We start from the raw sequence: 20,553 nt of genomic DNA, 5'->3' as shown, positions 1-20,553 counted from the left end.
TGCAGCCCGCAGAGCAACGGCATGGCGGAGAGCTTCGTGAAAACGATGAAGCGCGATTACATCGCCCATATGCCACGGCCGGATCGCCAGACAGCGCTACGCAACCTGGCGATTGCTTTTGAGCATTACAAAGAAGAGCATCCCCACAGCGCACTGAAGTACCGCTCGCCTCGGGAGTTCAGGCGGTTGGCTATAACATCAACTTAACAGGGTTGCGGTGTCCGGTTTGATAGGGGCAAGTCCACAGTACGTCTCAATGGTCTTGGCCCGTACGCCTATGAGGCACGTACTCGCGCGGTTGCTGATGCACCGGTCGAGTGAAATCGTAGGGCTGCTGCCGAAACGGTGCGGTGTCTGCCTAATTGCTGCAGTTCCTTGGGCAGGCGTGAAGATTTCATCGCGCCGTGCAATGCTGCTCGTTGTAAGTATCGAAAGCGATCGTCAGAATTCACATGGAATATGACGGCGTGTGTAGTTGCTTCCGGTCAGGAGGAACCTGTGCTTCCGCCAACACCTTGCGTGCCGTTGTTCATGCACCTAAACGTCCCCCGTCGTGGTGGTTGAGGCCCTGCGGCATCAGTTCGCTTTTTCGGCGCGAAACTTGCTTGTTAGCAGTTTAAAGACAATCGCGTCAAAAATCTCGTTGCTCATGAGTGAGGCACAGCAGCAAATGAAAGCAGTAATCCTTGCTGGAGGGCTTGGAACCCGTATTAGCGAAGAGTCCCATTTAAAGCCAAAGCCGATGATCGAGATTGGTGGCAAGCCCATCATTTGGCACATCATGAAGATCTACTCGCATTACGGCATTAATGATTTCGTGATCTGCCTTGGTTACAAGGGCTATGTCATCAAGGAGTATTTTGCCAATTATTTTCTGCATATGTCGGATGTGACGTTCGATATAGGCGAAAATCGCATGCGTATCCATGAGCGCCACGCTGAGCCCTGGCGCGTTACGTTGGTCGATACCGGCGAGAATACCGCTACGGGTGGCCGTCTGAAGCGAGTGCGCGACTATCTTGGCGACGAAACATTTTGTTTTACCTATGGGGATGGCGTAGCGGACATCGACATCCGCGCACTCGTTAATTTCCACAAAGCTCATGGCAAACCGGCCACTGTTACCGCTATTCAACCACCGGGGCGCTACGGCGCCCTCGGCATGGCTGGGGACCGGGTCGGTACTTTCCAGGAAAAGCCCGCCGGCGATGGCTCTTGGATCAATGGAGGCTTCTTTATACTAGACCCTTCGGTCATCGATTACATCGATGGCGACCAATGCAGCTGGGAAGGTGACCCGCTGATGCAACTCGCAAAGGATGACAATTTGATGGCCTTTCGTCACCGCGGGATCTGGCATGCGATGGACACGCTGCGGGATAAAAATCACCTGAACGATCTCTGGCTCGCCGGCAAGGCCCCCTGGAAAACTTGGCTATGAACCAGTTCGCGGCAATTTATCGGGGGCGCAGAGTCTTGTTAACCGGGCACACCGGGTTCAAGGGCAGCTGGCTTGCCGCCTGGCTGGTCGAACTCGGCGCCGAAGTGTTCGGCTTTTCGCTGCCGCGTGAGATGGATGGTGAGACGCACCATTGGGATACGCTGAACTTGCCAGTGACGGACTTGCGTGGTGATATTCGCGATGCCGCCGTGCTGCAACGCCTGATGGCAGACTATCGTCCGGAAATAGTGTTCCATCTCGCGGCCCAGTCGCTGGTTCGGCCGTCTTACCGACAGCCGTTGGAAGCCTGGTCGACCAACGTGTTGGGAACTGCCTATATGCTGGAGGCCTGTCGGGTAACTCCTGGTATCGCCGCTGTGGTGGTGATTACCACCGATAAGGTATACGCCAACCGCGAATGGCCTTGGGGCTACCGCGAGTGCGACGAGCTAGCCGGTCACGACCCTTACAGCGCTTCCAAGGCGGCTACCGAGCTGCTGTGCGACAGCTACCGCCGGTCATTCTGGTATGGCGACGGCCCGCTGCTGGCCACTGCCCGTGCCGGCAATGTCATCGGCGGGGGCGACTGGGCGGAGGACCGGCTGATTCCCGATTTGGTCCGGGCGGTGCAGGCTGGGCAGGTGCTGCATATCCGCTCGCCATCCTCTACACGCCCTTGGCAGCACGTGCTTGAATGTCTCTCTGGCTACCTGCTGTTGGGCCAGCGCTTGCTGGAAGGCGACCGGATCTGCGCCGAGGCCTGGAATTTCGGCCCGGCTTTGGAGGCCAACCGCAGCGTGGCCGAGATACTTCAGGCTCTGGGGGAGCACTGGCCGGCTATGAACTGGCAGGTCGGCGCGGACGATAGCCTGCATGAGGCCCGGTTGCTCTATCTAGACAGTGCCAAGGCCCGTGCCGGGCTGCGCTGGGAGCCTGTCTGGCCGCTGGCGACAGCGCTGATGATGACCGCTGACTGGTACCGGCGCAGCCACGAGCGAAACGAGGTTTGTACCCTTGAGCAGTTGCAGCGGTTCGCCGATGCAGCGCAGCAGGCCGGGTGCGTATGGGCCTAACCGCTAGTGTCACCAACACCGACGGGCTCATGCGCGTCGACTGCGATTACCATCGCGACGAGCGAGGCATCTTCACCCGCTTGTTCTGCGCCAACGAGCTCGCGCCGCTGCTAGGTGAGCGACACATTGTTCAGATCAATCAGTCATTTACCCGTCAGGTGGGAGCTGTGCGCGGCTTGCATTTTCAGCATTTTCCTCATGCCGAAATGAAGCTGGTGCGCTGTATCCGTGGCCAAGTGTGGGATGTGGTAGTGGACCTGCGCCGCAACTCTTCGACTTTTCTGTGCTGGCACGCAGAACGCCTGAGCGCCCAAAACCAGCGCATGCTGGTTATCCCGGAAGGCTGCGCTCACGGTTTCCAAGTGTTGGAGGAGGATAGCGAAATGCTCTATTTGCACACCGAGTTCTACCGGCCCGATGCCGAAGGCGGGGTGCGCCACGACGATCCGGCGCTGGCGATCGACTGGCCCCTGCCGGCGCGGGATCTGTCGGCGCGCGATCAGCAGCATCCCCTGATCACCTCAGATTTCATCGGGCTGGCACCATGAACTGCCGTCATTGCGAAACGCGGCTGCGATATGCATTCCTCGACCTGGGCCATGCACCACCGTCGAACGCTTATCTGACAGAGGCGGATCTGAGTCGGCCCGAGCGCTACTACCCGCTGCGCTTGTGGGTTTGCCAGCACTGCTGGCTGGTGCAGACCGAGGATTATGCCGAGGCCGGCGAGCTTTTCGACGCGGACTACGCTTATTTCTCGTCCACCTCCAGCAGCTGGCTCGCGCATGCTCGTGACTACGCCGAGCGCATGCGAATGACGCTCGCGCTGGGGGCGGACAGCCTAGTGGTCGAGGTGGCTTCTAACGATGGCTACCTGCTACGCAATTTTGTCGAGGCCGGCGTGCCCTGCCTGGGCATCGAGCCGACCGCTAGCACCGCCGATGCTGCCCAGCGCCTGGGTGTTCCGGTGCTGCGTGAGTTCTTCGGGGAGTCGCTCGGCCGTCGGCTGGCCGGAGAGGGCAGGCAGGCCGATCTGCTGCTGGGCAACAATGTGTTCGCTCACGTGCCGGACATCAACGATTTTTCCCGCGGCCTCAAGGCTGCGCTCAAGCCCGGTGGTACCCTGACCCTGGAATTTCCGCACCTGCTGCGCCTGATCGAACGGGTGCAGTTCGATACCGTCTATCACGAGCATTTTTCTTACCTGTCGCTGTACAGCGTCCGACGTATTCTCGAAGCTGTTGGTCTGCGCATCTACGATGCCGAAGAGCTGACCACTCATGGCGGCAGCCTGCGCATCTTCGCGTGCCATGGAGATGACCCACGTTCTCGTGCGGCTGCGGTGGATGTCGTGTTGCAAGCGGAGGCCAATGCTGGTCTCCGCGAGTTGGCTGTCTACAGCGGATTCCAGGCCAGGGCGGACCGAGTGAAGAATGATCTGCTGAGCTTTCTGCTGGAGCAGAAGCGCGCGGGCCGGCGGGTTGCAGCCTATGGAGCTGCCGCCAAAGGCAACACCATCCTCAACTATGCTGGCATCAAGCCCGACCTGTTACCTTGCGTGTTCGATGCTGCACCGTCGAAGCAGGGCAAATATCTACCAGGCAGCCACGTGCCGATCCGATCTCCTCGGGATTTGGACGAGATACGTCCGGATCTGCTGCTCGTGCTGCCTTGGAACATCGCCGAAGAAGTGATGAAGCAGAACGAGCGAATCCGTGAATGGGGTGGCCGTTTCATCACTGCCGTTCCTCGTCTGGAGGTGAAATGAAGCCGCGCATCCAGTACACCCAACCGTCCATTTCCGAGCTGGAAGTGCGGTATGTGACCGATGCGACTCGTCACGGTTGGGGACCGCGCTGCTACGAGTACATCGAACGCTTCGAAGAAGCCTTCAAACAACACCTCGGGGTGAAATACGCCATCGCGACATCAAGCTGCACCGGTGCCCTTCACATGGGGCTGGCGGCGCTTGGCATTGGAGCAGGCGACGAAGTGATTCTCGCCGACACCAATTGGATCGCCTCTGTGGCACCAGCCGTGCACCTTGGGGCGACCCCGGTATTCGTCGATATTTGCCAGGACAGCTGGTGCCTGGACCCGGCGCAGGTAGAGGCAGCCATCACGCCTCGTACTCGAGCGATCATCGCTGTCCATCTGTACGGCAACCTCTGCGCCATGGATGAACTGCTGGCCATTGGTGAGCGGCATGGTGTTCCGGTGATTGAGGACGCGGCTGAAGCCATCGGCGCCGAGTGGCATGGACGACGTGCGGGCAGCATGGGCCGCTTCGGTGTGTTTTCCTTCCACGGCACCAAGACCATGACCACCGGTGAGGGTGGCATGTTTGTCACCAACGACAACGAGTTGTTCGAGTATGTCCTCGGCCTGTCCAACCACGGCCGGATAAAGGGGCAGACGCGCCAGTTCTGGCCCGACCTGCTGGGCTTCAAGTACAAGATTTCCAACCTGCAGGCCGCGCTCGGCTGTGCCCAGATCGAGCGTATCGGCGAGCTGATCGAGCGCAAGCAGGCCATCATGGCGGCCTATCGTGAGCGTCTGGGTGGCCTGCATGGCCTGCATCTGAATCCTGAACCCGAGGGAACGCGCATCGGCGCCTGGATGCCCACGGTGGTCTTCGATGCCGCACTCGGCATCACCCGGGAGCGATTGCTGGAGCGCTTCGCCGAGAACAATATCGATGCGCGGGTGTTCTTCTACCCGCTCTCTGCACTGCCGATGTTCCAAGGCCGCGTACCGGCTGCCGGTGGCCATTCCGCTAGCATCCCGGAGCGAGCCATCAATCTGCCAAGCTTTCACGACATGCGCGACTTGGATATTGACCGTGTCTGCGCTGTGGTCGAGGCGTTGCACGACGAGGCGGGACGGTGAGTACGGTGGTGATCTCTCAGCCCATGTATTTCCCTTGGGTAGGGATGTTCGAGCAGTGGCGGCTGGCCGATGACTTCGTGTTCTTCGACGACGTGCAATTCGCTCGCGGCTTTATCAACCGGGTGCAGTACAAGACCCCCAACGGCAGCGCCTGGCTGACCGTGCCTCTGCGCCAGCACAGCCGCGACGCGCGGATCTGCGATTTGGAATGTGTTGAAGACTCGGGCTGGCGCGACAAGCACTTGCGTACGCTGGCCTTGGCGCTGGCTGGCGCTCCGCATCTGCAGGATGCGCTCGGGCTGGCCGAATCGGTGCTGCTGCGCCGCGATCTGGGCTTCTGCGAGCTACTCATCGAAGGTATGCAGGTGGTAGCGGACTACTTCGGCCTGCTGCAAGGCAAACGCCTGCATCGCTCCTCGCAACTGGCGGTGACGGGGCGCAAGAGCGATCTGATCCAGGGGCTGGTATCGCGCCTGGGCGGCGACCGCTACGTGACCGGCATGGGAGCCTTGAGCTATCTGAACCACGCAGCCATGGAGCAGGCTGGCATCAAGGTCTGCTACATGGATTACCGCAAGCGTGAGTACCCTCAGAAGTTTCCGCCGTTCACACCCTACGTCACCGTTCTCGATCTGGTGGCCAACTGCGGGAGAGACGGAAGGTTTTTCATCGATTCGGATGTGACCCATTGGCGCCAGGCGCTGGCAGCAAGGGATCAGGTATGAACAAGCTGAACGAAGTGACTTCGCAGTACAAACCCGGGGCGGCAACCTCTCTGGAGAACGAGTTGATCCTCAACTGGTATCCGCCGCGCATCCTGCGCCGTCTCGAAGGGGCATCGCCGAGTTCGCTACTGGAATTGGGACTGGGGCACGGCTACACCACCGCGTTGTTCAATCGCCATTTCCAACGTCATGTAGTGCTCGAGGGCTCGTCGGTCGTGATCGATCTGTTTCGGGACAACTATCCGGGACTGAACATCGAGCTGGTGGAAGGCTATTTCGAGCACTTCGATAGCAGCGAGCAGTTCGATGTGCTGTTGATGGGCTTCATCCTTGAGCACGTGGACGATCCCAGTCTTATCCTGCGTCGCTTCCGTGACAATCTGCGCCCTGGTGGTCGGCTCTACGTGGCTGTGCCCAACGCCAAGTCGCTGAACCGTCGTCTGGGGTTGGCCATGGGCAAAATAGGCGACATCTACGAACTCAACGCCAATGACCATGCGTTGGGTCATCAGCGCCAGTTCTGTCGCGACACACTTAAGGCGCTGCTGCAGGCGGAGGGCTATGAAGTCACCTGGGAGGAAGGTATCTACCTCAAGCCGCTGCCGCTTGGTTACATGCAGCCCATGCCTGAGTTCGAGGAAAATTTGCTAGCCATGTGCGAGGTAGGGGTAGACTTTCCTGACCTCTGCGTCGGCCTTCTGATGGAAGTACAGGTGGTCTGATGCCGCGTGCATTAGTGGTGGGCCCAAGCTCAATGCTCGGCAGTAGGCTGAGTGAGCATTTGCGTACGCGGGGCTGGCAGGTCATCGGCGCGGGGCGCTCGGGCGACTGCGAGATACCGCTGGAATTGGATAGCGAAGCCCTGCGCACCGATTTTCCGCATATCAAGGTGGATGTGCTGTTCCACTGCGCGGCGGCCTTCGGTGATGACTCGCCGCACGGCGCGTGGCTGAACGACCGCGTCAATGTGCTCGGTGCCCATCAGGTATTGGCCCTAGCGCGTGCGGTCGGATGCCGGCGGGTGGTGTACGCCGGGAGTACTTCGTCGGCGCGGCGCGAGGGTACGACCTTTGCCAGCAGCTATGGCGCGTCAAAGGCACGCGCGGAAGCAATATTGGCGTGGGGGCTGGAGCAGAGCGGTCAGGATTTCATTAGCCTGCGCTTTGCCCAGCTATACGATGAGCGGGGCGAATGCGTTCGGCATCAACGCTGGTTCGGACGCATCGTCAGCCACGCTCGCAGCGGCCGTATTTTGCGTCTGCCTCCGGGCGACGCGCCACGCAATTTCGTTCACGTGCAAGACGCAGCCGCTTTGATGGTTGCCGCCAGCGAGGCGCACATACTTGGCGTTCTGCATGTCTGCCACCCCATGGGCGAGACCTATCTGGAAATCGCCCGCCAGGCCTACGCCGTTTTCGACGAAGGCGGAGGGGTTGAGATCGCTCAGGAGAAGACGCCCTTCTTGCCGGCCTACTTCCCTCCGGCATCACCTGAATTGGCGGCGCTGGGCTTGGTTTTCACGCCGATGACGGATGGCCTGCGTGGCATCCGAGACGGTGGCCATGCTGCGTGCTTCGAGGTGTTCGATGTCGCCTGAGGCCGCTACGGTGCGAGTGCTGGTGACGGGCGTAGGCGCGATCATCGGTCAGGGTGTAGCCAAGTCGCTGCGTCAACTGCCGGGCGTTCGAATCATCGGTCTTGACCGCGATCCGCAAGCCTTCGGGCGTCACGCCTGCGACGCATTCCATTTCAAACCGGCGATGACGGAGACGGACGCGGCCTACGACCGTTTTCTGCTGCAATTGCTGGAGCGGGAAGCGATCGACTTGGTACTCCCTTGCATCGAGCAGGACGTCTTTTACTTCGACACTCGCCGTGAGCTTTTCAATGCTGCGGGAGTGGCCGTGGCACTTAACGACAGTCGCCTGATCAACCTGGCGCGGGACAAGTGGAGCCTGCACCTGGCGTTGTTGGAGGCCGGTCTTCCGACGATTCCTACCAGCCTTTCGACCGACTGGGCACAGGTACTGGCGCAGCTCGGCCCAGCGCCGCTTCTGTGCAAACCGCGCCGGGGGTCGGGTGGCCGTGGTCAGGCGTTGGTGGAGGACGAGGAAGACCTGCGTTATCAGGCGCGTAAGCAGGGCGACAATTTCATGCTACAGCGGGTGATCGGCAGCGACGACGAGGAATATACAGTCGGCCTGTTCGGCTACGGTGACGGCCAGTCCAGCCGCCCAGCCATCCTCCAGCGAACCTTAGGCCCGGGTGGCGCCACCTGGCGTGCCCGGAGCATCGACGGCGATGAGTTGATCGAGAGCGCCTGCGAGGCGCTGACCGCACATTTTCAGCCGGTGGGTCCGACCAACTACCAGTTCCGCAAGGCCGATGGCCGTGCCTGGCTGCTGGAGATCAATCCACGCCTGTCAGCTTCGGTATCGCTGCGTGCGGCGCTCGGCTTCAACGAGGCGGCCATGAGCATTGACTATTTTTGCCGAGGGCAGCGCCCGGTATCCGCCAACTGGCATACGGCGCTTTGCAGCCGCTATATCGAGGACCACATCGAGTACCTATGATCGCAGTGATATCGGATGTTCATGGCAATTTCCCGGCCCTACGCGCGGTACTGGCGGCGGCGGATCGACTCGGCTGTTCGCGAGTGATATCCCTGGGCGACGTGACCGGCTACTACGCCGAGCCGGACAAATGCATTGATCTACTGGCGGAGCGCGGCGCCGTACAGCTGCTCGGCAACCACGATAGCTACTTGGTGGAAGGCACAGGCTGTCCTCGCTCGCGGCTGGTGTCATCGCTGCTGGAACATCAGGCTCGGGTGGTACGTCGGGACCAGGTCGAAATGCTGGCTGGCTTGAGCTCTCAGTACGAGGAGGGCGACGCTTGCTTCGTGCACGGCGGTTGGGAAGACCCTCGCGACCAGTATCTCTATCGCGTTTCCCCGGACAAGCTGAGTGGCCCGTGGCGCTACTACTTTTCGGGGCATACCCATGTTCAGGTGCTGGCTTCGCTGGGCGAGAAAATCTATTGCAACCCCGGTTCTGTTGGCCAGCCGCGCGATGGCGACCCTCGTGCTGCCTTCGCCCTGTTCGACGGCACGAGCATCGTCCTGCAACGGGTGGCCTACGATATCGACGAGACGGCTGCTGCGATGCGCAGTGCCGGCTACGACGAGCCGCGGCTATGGGAAAACCTCTACATCGGCGCCCAGATCGGTGGGCGCATCGACAAGATCGAAATCATCGAGCGAGAGCACACAAAGTGAGCGCAAACGACGAGTTCCAAGCGGAAGTGCAACGCAATATCGAGGCCGCCGGCCAGGACCAGGGACTCAAGGAACGTTCTCTGGACTGGATGCTGGAGGCGGGCGGCAAGTATCGCTACTCCTACAACTTCAGCTGGCTGGGCCGGCCAATCATTCAGTATCCGCAGGACATCGTAGCCATGCAGGAGCTGGTGTGGACCGTTCAGCCGGAGCTGATCGTCGAGACTGGTATCGCCCATGGCGGTTCGCTGATCCTGTTCGCCTCGCTGCTGGAGCTCAACGCGATCTGCGGCGGCCCGAGCGACGCGCGGGTGTTGGGCATCGACATCGATATCCGCCAGCACAACCGCGAAGCCATCGAGGCGCATCCCATGTTCCGCCGCATCGAAATGATCCAAGGCTCGAGCATTGCTCCCGAAGTGGTCGATCAGGTGCGCTGGGCAGCGCAGGGTAAGCGGGTGCTGGTGTCGCTGGACAGCAACCACACCCATGACCATGTGCTGGCCGAGCTGGAGGCCTATGCGCCGCTAGTGAGCCAAGGCAGCTACTGTGTGATCTTTGATACGGTGGTCGAAGATACACCGGATGAACTCCAGGCTGGCCGCTCTTGGGGCAAGGGCAACAGTCCCAAGTCGGCGGTGCGTGAGTACCTACTCATGCATCCGGAGTTTCACGCAGACACTCGGATTGATGACAAATTGCTGATTAGTGTTGCACCTGAAGGATATCTAAAGCGGAAGTGACCATTTGTTCTTCTCTATGCATCCCTCGTTTACTTTTGCTGATCATTGCAAGAGCTTTAGCGGATTTAGACAGTTCTTTGATATTAGCAATATCTAAATACAACATGGCGCTGTATTAATTTTTGGGTGGGGTTATGTTTCGGCCGGCTTTAACTGTTGTTGTCACGTCTTATAACTATTCTCGGTATATTTCTCGTTGTGTAGAAAGCATTCTTGAGCAAGATTTTTCTGATTTTGAGTTAATTATTTTAGATAACGATTCGACAGATGAGACAGTTAGAGCGATTTCTCCATTTTTATTGGATAACAGAGTCAGGCTGGTTCGTCATGACCAAAATATAGGTGCCTATTTTAATTTTAGTTTGGCACTTGGAGTTGGTTTTGGAAAATATCTGTCCATTGTTAGTGCGGATGACTATCTACTGCCAGGACACTTTTCTCGGCTCATAGCTGCTTTGCAGGAAAGTAGTTCTGTTCTGGCTTATACGCCAATTATGTTGGTAGATAAGGATGGTATTGAGAGGGGGGTTCAGCGCCATCCAGGCTATGCTGTATCTTCCTATCGTGGCGGTCGCGATGATTTTTTAGGTTTGCTCGCATTCGATTGTTATGTGACATTGTGCGCTGTTATCTTCGATAGGGAGAAGGCTAGGAGCGAATTGTACTTTGATGTAAATTCCTGGGGGGGGGGAGACTGGGAGCTTTTTGTCAGACTTGCGTTAAAATACAAGGACTTCTCTTTCGAGAGTACCCCCAGTGCTTGTTATCGAATACATGATTCGCAATATTCGAGCACATGTTTCTATTCGTCTTTAGAGCCGCTTTATACGCATCTTGCGATACTGGAAAAATATGCCGATCATCTTTTGGAACGGGCAGATGAGGCTTGCATCCATACCGTAACTACTTTGCTCAGAAGTCGAATGGCTCAATACGAGCGCGCTCTATACGATCATGCTAATAATCGCTTGCAACAGCTGCTGGATAAGCTGGAAGGCCGATCAATAGCTGAGGCGGGGGCCGTGCTTGTGGTGTTTGACGCGACGGCAGACTACATAGGTTCACTAGAAAAGTTAGCAATAGTTGGCAGTTCTTTAAGGCGAAATTACGAGTTCCTCGTTGTTTGCAATGGACAGGCTACTTTTACTATAGAGATGCAAAAACGAATTCGTCTGCTTTTGTCGGGCGATGTGTCGTTCGTTTCGTCTTCCGTACACTCTGCGCTGGCTAAGGTGGATCATCACATAAGGCACTCGTCTGTAGAGAATGTGCTCTATATAGGTCAGGGCTGCCCTATAGATCCTACGATTATAGTCAGTGGAGTGGAATCCCTAGAGGATTCTGATTTTGGCCTAATCTGCTTCAATGGTGGTATAGCTCAAGAGGGATGCCTACCTGCGCATTGGGGGGAAGGTGAATTTGTTAGAGGTATGCTTTTCCGAAAATCATTATATGTCAAGGTCGGCGGCTTTAATCCCATTATGTATTCTGGTGGAGTGCTTTGGGATTTTATTCTTCGAGTGCTTCGCTTCAATGCGTTGGGTGGGGGCGCAGGTGGATTATTGGCGTCGGATCCAGATAGCACGTCGCGTAGTCTTGATGTCTTAGGGGATCTTGCTTGGGCACAGTTGGTATTTGGAAATACAATTTTTTTCGATACTAAAGATATTAAGCGAGCTGCAACTACATTGCTTCGTGAGAGTAAACAGTGGTTGCCCGTTGTCTGTGATATCCTTGAACAGCAACCCCTCGCTAGTGCTGCTAACTTTATGAGAATGTTGGCCCCAATCGTAAAAGATGCTGAGCATGAATGTTTATTTTCAATAATCCTGACGACTTACAATCGCCAATTACTCTTGAAAGATGCTCTTCAGGGCATTTCGCAGCAGACTTTTCGAAACTTTGAGGTTGTTCTAGTTAATGATAGCGGAGATCCCGTTGAATCCCTGCTGGCGGTGCATGACTTCCCCATCACTTACATCCGCCAGGGTTGCAATCGGGGGCCTGCCGCTGCTCGTAACGCGGGGTTGCACTTGGCCCAGGGACGTTATGTTGTTTATCTGGATGATGACGACCGCTACCTGGCAACCCATCTACAAACTTTGGCCCAAGCGGTTGAGGCCTGGCCTGATGAAGTTGTTTATACGGATGCGATTTTTATCACAGAGTCGCTAGTACATGGTGAGCGGCTTGAACTGGCCCGTGAGCAACGCTATTCGCATGACGAGTATTCTAAGGAGCGATTACTCGTTAACAACTACATACCGATCAATACTTTTACTTGCTCACGTTCTTTGGCCGCCAGTATTGGTGGCTTTGATGAGTCGTTGACGGGACTGGAGGATTGGGATTTTCTGCTGCGTCTCGCCGCAAGAGCACGATTCCGGCATGTTCATGGAGAGACGGTAGAGGTCCGACTGCGAGACGTCGAGTCTGATCCAGTTCGGCGTTCCGAGCAGGCGCTCAAGGATTATCCTGGTCTCTATCGTGAGCTCTATACGCGACATTCTGACTTGGGCAGTGAAGCCGTGCGCAGCGGCCGGCGCGCAATGTTGAAGCGCTTTGGCATTTCTGACCTATCAACTAACCATGAGCCCGCTAGCCTTACAGGTTGGCTGGAAATGCGAGTTCTAACGCCGACGCAAGAACGCTTGGTGAAGGAGCGCCTAGAACAAAACGGACAGGGACCGTCATTTGGCGTCTTGCTATTGGACCTCGAGGCGGATCGCCAAGAGGTCCTGCGAACGCTGGCTTCGCTCCGCGAGCCGCATAACCTCTACGCCAATATTGAGCCTGTAGTCTTCACTACGAGTGATTCGCTTGCCGAGCCGTTTGGCGGCCCAATTATTAACGTAACTAAAGCTAACTGGATACTACAGTTGAACGAATTTTTAGCTACGGCAAAGTTCGATTGGCTTGTTCTGGTGAAAGCAGGGGATGAGTTCACTTCCGCCGGCTTATTAATGGCTGGCTTGGAGCTCTTAGGGGCGGCGCCAGATTTCCGTGCAATATATTGTGATGAGCTATACCGTCAGGATGATGGGTCTTTGGGAGCAGCTTTCCGCCCATCCATGAACCTCGATTATCTACTGAGCTTTCCCGCTGGTATGGCACAGCACTGGATTTTCCGTCGGGAAGTGCTGGTTGATGTTGGTGGCTTTAATCCAGATTATCCAGAAGCGTTAGAGTTTGAGTTGATTCTGCGTTTCATAAATACTGGCGGCTTGGCGGGATTGGGTCACGTTGATGAGCCGCTCTTGATTACATCGCCTCCAGCGCTGATTAACGTCGAGGACGAACAGCGAGTTGTCATCCAGCACCTGCATGAGAGAGGATATCAAGGTGCCAGTATCGATTCTTCGCTGCCGGGACGTTACCTAATAAACTATGGTCATGCTGATAAACCTTTGGTCAGTATTTTGATTTCGGTAAAAGATCAGCTGCCGATGTTGCTGCGTTGCGTTACAAGTGTTATGGAGAATACTCGTTACGCAAATTATGAAATTCTTTTGCTTGACGATAGTAGAGCCTCTCGAGAGGTTCGGGAATGGCTGAACGGGATTGAATCGATGGCGGAGCAGCGCATCCGTGTACTGCGTTTTCCAGAGGAAGCCGGCCTAGACGCCATATGTAACCAGGCAGCTGATGTTGCGCAGGGTGAATATCTGGTGCTGCTTTCGCAGTGCTGTGCAGTGATCAGCGAAGCGTGGCTGGATGAAATGCTTAATCATGCTCTTCGTCCAGAGGTTGGCATCGTGGGTTCGGAGCTGATCAACAAGGAAAGCACCATTAGCCATGCAGGGCTGGTGTTGGGGTTGCGAGGGCCGGCAACTAGCCCGTTTGTAGGTGAGGCTCTGTCGGCTGCAGGATACATGCAACGGCTGCAAGTGGAGCAGAACTACAGCGCGGTGAGTTCTGACTGCTTAATGGTATCGAAGGAGCTCTGGGGCGCTATCGGGGGGCTAGATGAAGGTGAGCTAAGCGGTACGCTTGCCGGGGTTGATCTTTGTTTAAGGGCTCGTGAGGCCGGTTTTCTGACGGTATGGTCACCTAGAGTAAAAATGATGATAGGGCGAGAGCCTAAGGCTCCAACTGTAGACGAGGCCGATGCCTTATACGCCAAATGGTTGCCATTACTCGCCCGGGACCCCGCTTATAACGCCAATTTCTCTCTGGTTCAGCCCGGGGGCTTCAAATTGGCCGACACGGCATTGTCCTGGCGGCCATTAGCCACCTGGCGGCCACTGCCCGTTGTTTTGGCGCACCCGGCAGACCAGTTCGGCTGCGGTCATTACCGGATCATGCAGCCGTTTAAGGCGCAGCAGGACGCCGGCCTGATCGATGGTGCGCTGTCTATGGGGCTTATGCATGTCGCAGACCTTGAGAGATACGATCCTGACGTTATCTTGCTGCAGCGCCAGATTGGTGAGGAGCGTTTAGAATCGATGCGCCGGATGAAGGCATTTTCACGAGCTTTCAAGGTATACGAACTCGACGATTATCTGCCGAATCTGCCCATGAAAAGCGCGCATAAGCAGCATATGCCTAAGGATATTGTGAAATCTCTCCGTAGGGGCTTGAGCTATGTGGATCGTTTCGTGGTTTCAACCGAGGCCTTGGCGGATGCTTTTTCCGCTTTTCATCACGATATCCGGGTTGCTGAGAACAAGCTTCCGCCTAACTGGTGGCAAGGGCTTCAGGGGCAGCGCAGGATAAGCAAACGACCTCGCGTTGGCTGGGCTGGTGGCGCCGGTCATACAGGTGACCTGGAGCTGATCGCCGATGTAGTAAAAGCGCTTGCGGACGAGGTGGACTGGATCTTCTTTGGCATGTGTCCAGAGAAGCTCAGGCCTTACGTCAAAGAGTTTCATGCAGGGGTTGAAATCAGCCTCTATCCCGCTGCTCTGGCCCGTTTGAACCTGGACCTGGCCTTGGCACCACTCGAGCAAAATCTGTTCAACGAATGCAAAAGTAATTTACGGCTGCTTGAGTACGGCGCATGTGGATTTCCCGTCATTTGCAGTGACGTAGGTAACTATCGAGGCGGTCTACCAGTGACTCGCGTGAAGAATCGCTTCAGGGATTGGGTTGATGCTATTCGCATGCACCTGGCTGACCTCGACGCAACTGCTCGCCAAGGTGATGAGCTGCGATCCGCCGTGCTCAGCGGCTGGATGCTTCAAGACGCAGCGCTGGCGGATTGGTACAGTGCTTGGTTGCCCAACTCGCACTGATTTTTCAGCTCCGTGCCATAAAGCTGCTCTCCGTAAGGAGAGCGGTTTTTTTGTTTTTCCTCAAATCACAGCCACATTTGCCGATAACTTGCTGCTCCGCTTGTTTTGTAGCCTTGGCCAAACGCTTCAAATTTTTAGCTAAAGCTTCCTGACGCACCGCCGATATCAATTATGAATGCGAACTCAATGGCTGCCTGAGCATTGCAGGCTAGGGTCGCAACCCAGGCACAACAAGCTAGGTCCGATGGAGGACACACATCATGGCTTTGACCGTCAACACTAACGTTGCTTCCCTGAACACTCAGCGCAACCTGAACAACTCTTCTAATTCGCTTACGACTTCCATGCAGCGCTTGTCGACCGGCAGCCGGATCAACAGCGCCAAAGACGATGCCGCCGGTCTGCAGATTGCGAACCGTCTAACCAGCCAGGTTAACGGCCTCGGTGTCGCTGTAAAGAACTCCAACGATGGCATCTCCATGGCCCAGACCGCTGAAGGCGCACTTCAGCAATCGACTAACCTTCTGCAGCGTATGCGTGATCTGGCTCTGCAGTCTGCTAACGGTTCCAACAGCGACTCAGAACGCAAGGCTCTGAATTCCGAAGTAAGTGAACTGAAGAAAGAGCTGGATCGTATCTCGAACACCACAACGTTTGGTGGTAAGAAATTGCTGGACGGCAGTTTCGACACCACTACCTTCCAGGTCGGCAGTGCCGCCAACGAAACCATCAGCGTCAAGATAGATGAGATGAGCTCCGACTCCCTGAAAGGAAAGTCGTTTGAAGGCTCGATCGCTGCGGCATCAGGAACCGCCTCTGCATCGGGTACCGTCACTGTTAGTGGAACCGTCAACGGTGAAGACTTTACAATCACCACCACCATTGCCAGTGGAACGACTGCTGCTGAGGCTACTCAGCAGATCGCAACGGCGATCAACGATGCGAACGTAGGGGTGGGTGCGTTTGTGACTTCGGGCGCGACGAAGGTGATGTCGGGCCTCGACGAAGACGGTGCGGCTAACGCACTGACTGCATTGTCAGTGTCAGCTCTTCCGACTGGCTTGACGGCTGGTGCTGCTTATACAGCTGCAACAGCCGCAACAGACACAAAGATCTCGGAGATTGATGTAAGTACGGTGAAAGGATCTCAAACAGCCGTGATGGTGATCGACCAAGCCATTCAGGAAATCGACTCCCAGCGAGCTGATCTCGGTGCGGTGCAGAATCGCTTCGAAAACACCATCGGTAACTTGCAGAACATTTCTGAAAACGTTTCGGCTGCCCGCGGACGCATCCAGGACACCGACTTCGCGGCTGAAACGGCCAACCTGAGCAAGAACCAGATCCTGCAACAGGCTGGTACCGCGATCCTCGCCCAGGCCAAGCAGCTGCCGCAGGCGGTTCTGAGTCTGCTGCAGTAACGAGCAGAAGGCGTAACGATGAGGGCAGGGCACAGCTCTGCCCTCATTGATTCATGAGAGGTGAATCCATGGACGTCGGGAAAGTAACGAGCGGGATAGCTTCACCAATATCAGCTGGATCTTCACCCAGCCTTCTTCGGGAGGCTGGGTTTTCTGCGTCTGAAAAGGCCCAGCAGCCCAAAAAACCTGCAGAAGCCGAGCCGCGGGAGGACATGAAGGACTTGGTCGAAAGGTTTCGCTCGCAGGTGCAGAGTATTCAGCGAGACCTGAGTTTTAGCGTCGACGATTCGACGGGTGATGTAGTTGTGAAGGTAATCGATGGTGATTCGGGGGCGGTCGTTCGGCAGATACCGTCCGAGGAAATACTTCGCTTAACCGAACGCCTAGATGAAATGCGGAGCTTGATGTTTGAGGCTAAGGCTTAAGCGGTACGATTTTTGTATTGTATTCATGGTTAACGTTTTCTTGACGAGGTATGGCTATGGCTGGGGTAACGGGCATCGGTTCCGGTATTGATATCAACAGTATCGTATCCAGCATGGTGGCGGCCGAGCGCGCACCCAAGGCGACGCAGCTTGCCAATCTTGAAAAGAAGACGACGACACAGATCACTGCAGTCGGAACTTTGAAAAACGCGATTAGCGATTTTCAGACGGCCCTAGGCAATCTGAACAAGCCTGAGTTGTTCAAAGCGCGCGCCGCTACTTCGTCCGATACGAATCTTCTAGCCGTAAAAGCAGGTGTCACTGCTGGCGCTGGCAGTTATCAGATCAACATTACGCAGCTTGCCACCAGCAGCAAGGTGGCACTTCAGGCCATCCAAGATGATCCTGCCGCCCCGGTCACGCTTGGCAGCGGGACGTTGACATTGAACGTTGGCGCTAAAGTCTTTCCCGCGATCACGATTGATGAAAGTAACAATACCTTGGCTGGAGTCCGAGACGCCATCAACAAAGCCGGAGCCAAAGATGGCTTGAGTGCGACCATCGTTACGGACACGTCGGGCTCCCGGTTGGTGCTCAGTAGTTCAGTGACAGGAGTGAACGAGGACATCACTGTAGCTGTCAGCAGCGATTCGGTTGGCGATCTTTCAAAGCTTGCCTTCGCAGGAGGAGTGGAGGCCCCAGGTTCTGACGGGTCAGCAGGTGTCATCGCTAAGGCTGCAAGTGCTGAACTCACAATTGATGGTTTGAACATCACCAGCAAAACCAACAGCGTCGACACGGCTATTGAAGGGGTTACGCTGGAGTTGAAAGGGCTGACGGAGACTGGCAAGCCTCTTACCGTGGGAATTACGGAAGATGAATCGGGCGTTAAGAAACAAGTTCAAACGTTCGTTGATGCCTATAACAAGCTAATCGATGTCGTAAACAGCCAGACGAAAGTAACCAAGGTGGGCGATGATAAGCTGCCCCTTGCAGGAGCCTTGGTGGGAGACGCTACTGCTCGTACGTTGCTTAACACTATCCGCAATGAATTAGTCAATGTGCAAGGTTCTGGCGCCATTCGGGCGCTGACGGATCTTGGCGTGACTACTCAGCGAGATGGGACGCTAAAGATTGACAATGACAAACTCAGCACTGCAATGGATGGTGGCTTTGAGGAGTTGGCCACGTTGTTCGCCGGCGAGAACGGGTTAGCAGTTAGGCTAGATAGCAAGTTGAAACCATATACTGAGACGGGAGGGATTCTCGAGCAGCGTAACCAAGCAATGACCAAGACAATTTCGGCGATAGGACAGCAGAAAGAAGACCTTGATCGTCGCATTACTTCTCTGCAAGAGCGTTTATACAAGCAGTTTAACGCCATGGATATGCTGGTGGGGCAGCTTGCGAACACCTCGTCGAGTCTGCTGGCATCGCTTGAAAATCTTCCGTGGTCGGCTAATAGCTCGAAACGATAATTTAACTACCGTCCATTGCGGCGCTTAGATTCGGCTACTAAGCGCGAGCAGTACTGCAGCGCCTCCCTCGAGACGGCTTTGTCTAAGGATCTGAAGTAGCCCTATATTTCCGGTCGACTTCAGCCCTTGTCGATTTTAAAAGCGGCAAGCTGATCAAAAAAACAACCAAAATACCCGCTGTTTCTGTATTTCTAGCCACCGCAAGCACCTCGCAGCGGCTATTTCGCACACTACAGACGCACCTCTCTTTCATTTTCCAGTAATTGTCGGCGCGCCATCCATAGATTCGACGGGGCGAACAGCGCCACCAGCTGCGCCGTGTTCTTCGCCAGACGGAAGCGCACCTTCGCGCAACCGAACTGGCGCTTGATCACCCGGAACGGATGCTCGACCTTGGCCCGTACCTGAGCCTTGGCTTTCTCGATCTTGCGTCTGGCTTTGTACAGCGCGCTGCTCTTGCCCAGCTTTACGTAGGTGCTGCGCCGTGCTGACACCTGCCAAATCACTTCGCGACGATCATGCTCGGCACGCTTCTCGACGCCGGTATAACCCGCATCGGTGCAGACAGCGTTTTCCTCGCCATGCAGCAACTTGTCGACCTGAGTGACGTCCGCCACGTTGGCCGCCGTACCTACCACGCTATGCACCAGGCCCGACTCGTCATCGACGCCGATGTGGGCCTTCATGCCGAAGTAATACTAGTTGCCCTTCTTCGTCTGGTGCATTTCCGGATCGCGCTTGCCGTCCTTGTTCTTGGTCGAACTCGCGCATTGATCAGCGTGGCATCGACGATGGTGCCTTGGCGCAGTGACAGGCCGCGGTCACTCAGGTAGCCATTGATGACGGCCGGAATGCCGGTAGCCAGTTCGTGCTTCTCCAGCAGCCGACGGAGGTTGAGGATGGTGGTTTCGTCAGGAATGCGCTCCAGGCTCAATCCGGCAAACTGGCGCAGGGTGGTCGTTTCGTACAGCGCTTCTTCCATCGCCGGATCGCTGTACCCGAACCAGTTCTGCATCAGGTGAACCCGCAACATCGCCATCAACGGATAAGCCGGACGACCACCTTCACCCGTGGGGTAGTACGGCTCGATCAGGGCAATCAAGCCCTTACACGGCACCACTCGATCCATCTATAAGGAGCAGCTCTTTGCGGGTCTGCTTACGCTTGCCAGCGTACTCAGCGTCGGCGAAGGTCATCTGCTTCATCGGAAAACTCGACGAGTAGAATTCAGGTATTTTGCCAAATCAGAAAGTCTTTTTCAGACTGCCCCTAGGTCGGCTTAAAGGCTAGGATAAGCCGCGCCTCGAGCCCAAGCTTGCAGCCAAGCGAACGATCTAGCTTCGGAAACGCAGGGAGGCGACCGTTGTTTGTTGACCGCTATGAAAAGCGTTTTTTTTGTTTCGGTTCATCTGTTGCTATCAAGCTTGCGAGCCTTTGACCGATAAACCTCACAAGCAATCAGATGTGGCGAGGGGCTTATTCAAATGTACGCTATGGCAGCAATGAAGCAGTACCAGCAAGTCGGTGTTAAGGCTCAGGTGACAGAGGCCGATCCGCACCGTTTGATTCAAATGCTGATGCAGGGCGGGCTGGATCGTATCGCTCAGGCCAAAGGCGCCATGGAGCGTGACGCGTTTGCTGAAAAGGGTGTGCTGGTCGGCAAGGCCATCAATATCATTGGCGGCTTGCGCGATGCATTGGACAAGAGCATCGGTGGTGAGCTGGCTGAGAATTTGGATCGCCTCTACGAATACATGACGATGCGTCTGTTCGAGGCAAGCCGGCACAACGATATCGAAAAGCTGAATGAAGTAGGCAGGCTGCTGGGTGAGATCAAAGTAGGTTGG

17 protein-coding genes and 1 pseudogene are annotated in these 20,553 nt (G+C 56.1%); 17 read left to right on the top strand and 1 reads right to left on the bottom strand.

Features of this window, described 5'->3' with window-relative positions:
* The 16 genes from ACN0VI_RS14420 to fliD all read left to right on the top strand — a co-directional run.
* Positions 1 to 207 (top strand): integrase core domain-containing protein (locus ACN0VI_RS14420; protein ID WP_417447273.1); only part of this gene is annotated, 207 nt, incomplete at its 5' end.
* Between the two features lie 463 nt (positions 208 to 670).
* Complete coding sequence (gene rfbF / locus ACN0VI_RS14415; RefSeq protein ID WP_417447272.1) at positions 671 to 1,441, top strand: glucose-1-phosphate cytidylyltransferase; 771 nt, start codon at positions 671 to 673, stop codon at positions 1,439 to 1,441.
* Positions 1,438 to 2,514, top strand: coding sequence for a CDP-glucose 4,6-dehydratase (gene rfbG, locus ACN0VI_RS14410; RefSeq protein ID WP_417447271.1), 1,077 nt, complete (start codon positions 1,438 to 1,440; stop codon positions 2,512 to 2,514). The genes rfbF and rfbG overlap by 4 nt, the downstream gene beginning before the upstream one ends.
* The gene (locus ACN0VI_RS14405; RefSeq protein ID WP_417447270.1) at positions 2,505 to 3,062 is read left to right on the top strand and encodes a dTDP-4-dehydrorhamnose 3,5-epimerase family protein; all 558 of its coding nucleotides are present in this window, start codon (positions 2,505 to 2,507) and stop codon (positions 3,060 to 3,062) included. Before rfbG ends, ACN0VI_RS14405 begins: the two co-directional genes overlap by 10 nt.
* On the top strand, positions 3,059 to 4,282 hold the full coding sequence (locus ACN0VI_RS14400) for a methyltransferase domain-containing protein (RefSeq protein WP_417447269.1): 1,224 nt from the start codon (positions 3,059 to 3,061) through the stop codon (positions 4,280 to 4,282). The genes ACN0VI_RS14405 and ACN0VI_RS14400 overlap by 4 nt, the downstream gene beginning before the upstream one ends.
* On the top strand, positions 4,279 to 5,403 hold the full coding sequence (locus ACN0VI_RS14395; RefSeq protein ID WP_239612042.1) for a DegT/DnrJ/EryC1/StrS family aminotransferase: 1,125 nt from the start codon (positions 4,279 to 4,281) through the stop codon (positions 5,401 to 5,403). Before ACN0VI_RS14400 ends, ACN0VI_RS14395 begins: the two co-directional genes overlap by 4 nt.
* Positions 5,400 to 6,128 carry a WbqC family protein gene (locus ACN0VI_RS14390; RefSeq protein ID WP_052679279.1) on the top strand — a complete coding sequence of 243 codons (729 nt, stop codon included), beginning with the start codon at positions 5,400 to 5,402 and terminating at the stop codon, positions 6,126 to 6,128. The genes ACN0VI_RS14395 and ACN0VI_RS14390 overlap by 4 nt, the downstream gene beginning before the upstream one ends.
* Positions 6,125 to 6,850, top strand: coding sequence for a class I SAM-dependent methyltransferase (locus tag ACN0VI_RS14385; protein ID WP_417447268.1), 726 nt, complete (start codon positions 6,125 to 6,127; stop codon positions 6,848 to 6,850). The genes ACN0VI_RS14390 and ACN0VI_RS14385 overlap by 4 nt, the downstream gene beginning before the upstream one ends.
* Positions 6,850 to 7,725, top strand: a complete 876-nt coding sequence (locus tag ACN0VI_RS14380; RefSeq protein WP_417447267.1) for an NAD-dependent epimerase/dehydratase family protein — start codon at positions 6,850 to 6,852, stop codon at positions 7,723 to 7,725. The genes ACN0VI_RS14385 and ACN0VI_RS14380 overlap by 1 nt, the downstream gene beginning before the upstream one ends.
* Positions 7,715 to 8,701, top strand: coding sequence for an ATP-grasp domain-containing protein (locus ACN0VI_RS14375; RefSeq protein WP_239612045.1), 987 nt, complete (start codon positions 7,715 to 7,717; stop codon positions 8,699 to 8,701). The genes ACN0VI_RS14380 and ACN0VI_RS14375 overlap by 11 nt, the downstream gene beginning before the upstream one ends.
* Positions 8,698 to 9,405, top strand: coding sequence for a metallophosphoesterase family protein (locus ACN0VI_RS14370; RefSeq protein ID WP_045161502.1), 708 nt, complete (start codon positions 8,698 to 8,700; stop codon positions 9,403 to 9,405). The genes ACN0VI_RS14375 and ACN0VI_RS14370 overlap by 4 nt, the downstream gene beginning before the upstream one ends.
* The gene (locus ACN0VI_RS14365; RefSeq protein ID WP_417447266.1) at positions 9,402 to 10,148 is read left to right on the top strand and encodes a cephalosporin hydroxylase family protein; all 747 of its coding nucleotides are present in this window, start codon (positions 9,402 to 9,404) and stop codon (positions 10,146 to 10,148) included. The genes ACN0VI_RS14370 and ACN0VI_RS14365 overlap by 4 nt, the downstream gene beginning before the upstream one ends.
* A gap of 134 nt (positions 10,149 to 10,282) precedes the next feature.
* Positions 10,283 to 15,382: a glycosyltransferase gene (locus tag ACN0VI_RS14360; RefSeq protein WP_417447265.1), complete on the top strand. Its 5,100-nt coding sequence runs from the start codon at positions 10,283 to 10,285 to the stop codon at positions 15,380 to 15,382.
* A gap of 260 nt (positions 15,383 to 15,642) precedes the next feature.
* Positions 15,643 to 16,803 (top strand): flagellin, encoded by a 1,161-nt coding sequence (locus ACN0VI_RS14355; RefSeq protein WP_417447264.1) that lies wholly within the window; start codon positions 15,643 to 15,645, stop codon positions 16,801 to 16,803.
* Positions 16,804 to 16,871: 68 nt separating this feature from the next.
* Positions 16,872 to 17,228, top strand: a complete 357-nt coding sequence (locus ACN0VI_RS14350) for a flagellar protein FlaG (RefSeq protein ID WP_417447263.1) — start codon at positions 16,872 to 16,874, stop codon at positions 17,226 to 17,228.
* Positions 17,229 to 17,284: 56 nt separating this feature from the next.
* Positions 17,285 to 18,706: a flagellar filament capping protein FliD gene (gene fliD, locus ACN0VI_RS14345; protein WP_417447262.1), complete on the top strand. Its 1,422-nt coding sequence runs from the start codon at positions 17,285 to 17,287 to the stop codon at positions 18,704 to 18,706.
* 230 nt (positions 18,707 to 18,936) lie between these two features.
* Here fliD and ACN0VI_RS14340 read toward each other — a convergent pair.
* Positions 18,937 to 19,911 (bottom strand): annotated as a pseudogene (locus ACN0VI_RS14340) (IS5 family transposase).
* A 279-nt stretch (positions 19,912 to 20,190) separates the two neighbouring features.
* Between ACN0VI_RS14340 and fliS the strand changes: the two are divergent.
* A partial coding sequence (gene fliS / locus ACN0VI_RS14335) for a flagellar export chaperone FliS (RefSeq protein ID WP_417447261.1) occupies positions 20,191 to 20,553 on the top strand: 363 nt, incomplete at its 3' end.

The sequence above is a fragment of the Kangiella sp. genome (assembly GCF_048265365.1).
GTDB lineage: Bacteria > Pseudomonadota > Gammaproteobacteria > Enterobacterales > Kangiellaceae > Kangiella.
This window is presented reverse-complemented; position numbering and strand designations above follow the sequence as displayed.